The sequence below is a fragment of the Desulfobacter sp. UBA2225 genome (assembly GCF_002348205.1).
GTDB classification, from domain to species: Bacteria; Desulfobacterota; Desulfobacteria; order Desulfobacterales; family Desulfobacteraceae; genus Desulfobacter; species Desulfobacter postgatei.
The window spans coordinates 1-3,082 of the sequence record NZ_DDYV01000241.1 but is presented as its reverse complement, the minus strand read 5'-3'; the positions used below and the strand labels follow the sequence as shown (position 1 = coordinate 3,082).

5 protein-coding genes are annotated in these 3,082 nt (G+C 47.3%); 1 reads left to right on the top strand and 4 read right to left on the bottom strand.

Going from position 1 to position 3,082, the window contains the following annotated elements:
• Positions 1–1,254 (top strand): class I adenylate-forming enzyme family protein (locus B3D59_RS12040; RefSeq protein WP_286820070.1); only part of this gene is annotated, 1,254 nt, incomplete at its 5' end.
• A gap of 81 nt (positions 1,255–1,335) precedes the next feature.
• Here B3D59_RS12040 and B3D59_RS12035 read toward each other — a convergent pair.
• From B3D59_RS12035 to B3D59_RS12020, 4 genes are all read right to left on the bottom strand, one after another.
• Positions 1,336–1,557, bottom strand: a complete 222-nt coding sequence (locus B3D59_RS12035; protein WP_286820069.1) for a type II toxin-antitoxin system Phd/YefM family antitoxin — start codon at positions 1,555–1,557, stop codon at positions 1,336–1,338.
• 3 nt (positions 1,558–1,560) lie between these two features.
• Entirely contained in the window at positions 1,561–1,950 is a 390-nt protein-coding gene (locus tag B3D59_RS12030; RefSeq protein ID WP_286820067.1) for a type II toxin-antitoxin system VapC family toxin, read from the bottom strand.
• 482 nt (positions 1,951–2,432) lie between these two features.
• Positions 2,433–2,768: a hypothetical protein gene (locus B3D59_RS12025; protein ID WP_286820065.1), complete on the bottom strand. Its 336-nt coding sequence runs from the start codon at positions 2,766–2,768 to the stop codon at positions 2,433–2,435.
• Between the two features lie 15 nt (positions 2,769–2,783).
• A partial coding sequence (locus B3D59_RS12020; protein ID WP_286820063.1) for a hypothetical protein occupies positions 2,784–3,082 on the bottom strand: 299 nt, incomplete at its 5' end.

Here is a 3,082-nt window from a genome sequence, read left to right as displayed (position 1 = left end):
CTTTCTCCGTCAGAATTGATTACGTTGATTAATTATTCGGATGCGAAATTGTTGATTTTTGGTGAAGAATATGGTGGGTTGGCAAATGACCTCAAAGAAAAAATTTGTGCGGAACAATTTATTTGCATAGGCAGTAAAGCGTCCGGGGGAACGATTCTTTACGAGGACCTGGCGACGTCTTATTCCAATGAAGAGCCCGACGTGGAAGTGAGCGAGCATGACTATCATAATCTCAGGTTTACCTCCGGCACGACCGGACTGCCCAAGGGTTATCTGTTGACTCAATATATGAACAGCGCGTTGCTTATGCTTTATCACAACGCTCTTGATTATACCTCGGGCGACACTGTACTTGTCGTGTTTCCACTGAACGGAGGGGTTGCCCTGGCTGCGAGCGCCGCTTCGGTTTATGCAAAAGCGAAATTGGTGGTTATGGATTATGAACCCGCTAAAACACTGGAGGTGATTGAAAAAGAAGGGGTGACGCTTACAAATTTGGTTCCCACCATGGCGCAAATGCTCCTTCAGCACCCAAACCTTAAAAAACACGACTTGAGTTCATTAAGAGGGATCGTTTTTGCCGGAGCGCCGCTTCCCAAATCTATCATGGAAGGATGTTGGCGGCATATCACCCCAAACGTTTACGAATACTACGGGCTTCAGGAAACGGGAATCCTCGTGGCTGTCACGCCCGAAGTTAAGAGACAGAAGGCAGGTTCCTGCGGGGCGCCGCTTCCCTTTGTCGATCTGCGAATTGTTGACGAAAATGATAATGATGTACCCGCTGGTAATGTGGGTGAGGTTATTGCCAGAGCTCCGTCAACAACTGCGGGATACTATAAAGATGAAGCTAAGTCAAAGATCACTTTTAGGAGCGGTTGGATGCATACCGGTGACTTGGGCCAATTGGACGAAGACGGCTACCTGACTATCGTCGGGCGGACAAAAGACATGATTATTACCGGTGGTCAGAACGTGTTCAGCGTCGAGGTTGAAGAGACGATTTTTTCCCACCCGAAAGTACTGGATTGCGCGGTGATTGGGCTGCCTGACGAAAAGTGGGGAGAAAAAGTTACGGCGGTAATAGTGCCAAAGCCGTCGGTGGACATAAAAGAGGATGAGATTATAGGGTATTGCAACGAAAGGATAGCTCGCTTAAAAGTCCCGAGAACTATAATCTTTACAGATACTATACCAAGAACCCCCACAGGCAAGGCCCAGAAGTTTCTATTGGTGGAGAAATACGCAAAATAATATCTTTAATTGATGAGGGCGGTATTTTGGCAAATGCTGGGGTGGAAGCAAGAACCGTTCCTGTGGCGTACCCGTGACGTATTATCCCCGTTCTCTGGATTCGCGAATTGCCTCTAATATTTCCTTTCGGGTAATCCTTTTGCCCAAGCCCGGCACATCAAAGGGAGAACGGCGAGAGGGTGTTTTCGGCGTAATAGAAAACATATCGCCACTGCGGCGGCGAATGACAACTTCATCTTTCTTGGACTCTTCAAGAACGTCTGCCAGTTTCTCGCGGGCATGTGAATACGTATAAATCTTCATAATTTATTCCACCACCTTTATTTCAAGACTGCCTGCAATATCACACATGCGATTATCAAGGCTGATGAGAGGTGATTTGTTTTCCAGGCAGCACTGCAGATAGTACGCATCATAAGCATATATATTAAACTGCAGGGCAATTTTCATCGCGTCACGAATATTTACCGAAACCAACCTGACCGCTATTCGCTGCGACAGGTCGAACGCCCGAAGAATTTCTCGATCATTAAGACGCCCTTTTCTTTTCACAGCGATTAATGCGTTGCCAATCTCATAGGGCAGAACTTCCGGTGAAATAATGCTTCGTCCGGTGGTGTTATGAATAATCCAATCACGGTCGCTCTCATTGAGAACAACGGCAAGAAATGCGCTTGCATCCGCTACAATCTCCATGATTTAATTGTACAACTCAGATATAGAGTTGTCAATATGTATTATTGAAACATTGCTCATCACTCGCAAAATCATTTAATGCGCCATCTCGGGATAAGCCTGGGCCTTCTGAACGAGTTGCTCCGAGCAAGTAGGCATAGGTCAAGTAGGGGGCAAGTGGGGACGGTTCTTGCTTGCCTGGTAAAATATAGAATAAAGGCAATAAAATGCAGGCCATTTGTCCGGCTAGAAACTCTTGGTATCACAGTATTTCCTCGAAGAAACATATGGTGTCCCCCGAATTATCCCAGAATTACCGGCGTACAACTCCTGTACAGATGAATACCGGCCATAAAGCTCAGCCCAGGGTAGCCAGTACTTCTCCAGATAGTCATTCCAAGCCTTTTGCACCTCTGGATGATTCCGGAAGAAACAGCGTTTCACTGACCGTAAATTTTTCACCGGTCCCGGCATCCTGTTCTTCTCTTTCCACCGTAATAGTTTCATAAAAGTTCCGGAAGATCCCTCGTATTCCGGAGTGTTTCCTGGTCCGCCCAATCCAGGCACGTATCCGGAACCTTCGGCAACTGCGGCTCCGGAAATTTTTTCACCTCAATCCACACGTCATCGCCGCGCTCGTCCTCCTCATCCCAGACCCGCACAAAGCAATACTTCGGCTCCCGGGGAATATCATGTGTCCAGATGACCTTCTGATATTCGTCAACGATCCGGATGATCTTGACGTTGATCCGTGCCAGTGCAGAGAGGTATTCAACCATTCTCAGAGCATTATCTTTTGGTTTTACATTGTTGCCTGTCATGGAATCGTCGAGCGCCACAGGGTTTCAACACCTTTATTTTTCAGACTTTATTTGCCAAAGGCCCTTTTCCTTGACACAGAATGTTCTTGATTGCCGGGTTAACGCACCGGGTATCCAGCATAGTTCAGCTCTGGAAAGTTTTTTGCCAAACTGCCCGTCACTTTGAGTTTCACGGCCGAGGAACGGTTCAGTCACTCCCTGCAGGTTCAGTTCATCTTCAACAATGACATGCGCCGGCAGAGGGTTGCCACTGTTAACAGTGATTTCGGGATCGTGTGCGGATAGAGTAAGCGCGTATCCAAATAAACTATCTGCAGGGCGAGGTTCATCCG

Coding starts and splice junctions, on each gene's coding strand:
- B3D59_RS12030 (WP_286820067.1), bottom strand. CDS start 1,950: ATGGAGATTGTAGCGGATGCAAGCGCATTTCTTGCCGTTGTTCTCAAT.
- B3D59_RS12035 (WP_286820069.1), bottom strand. CDS start 1,557: ATGAAGATTTATACGTATTCACATGCCCGCGAGAAACTGGCAGACGTT.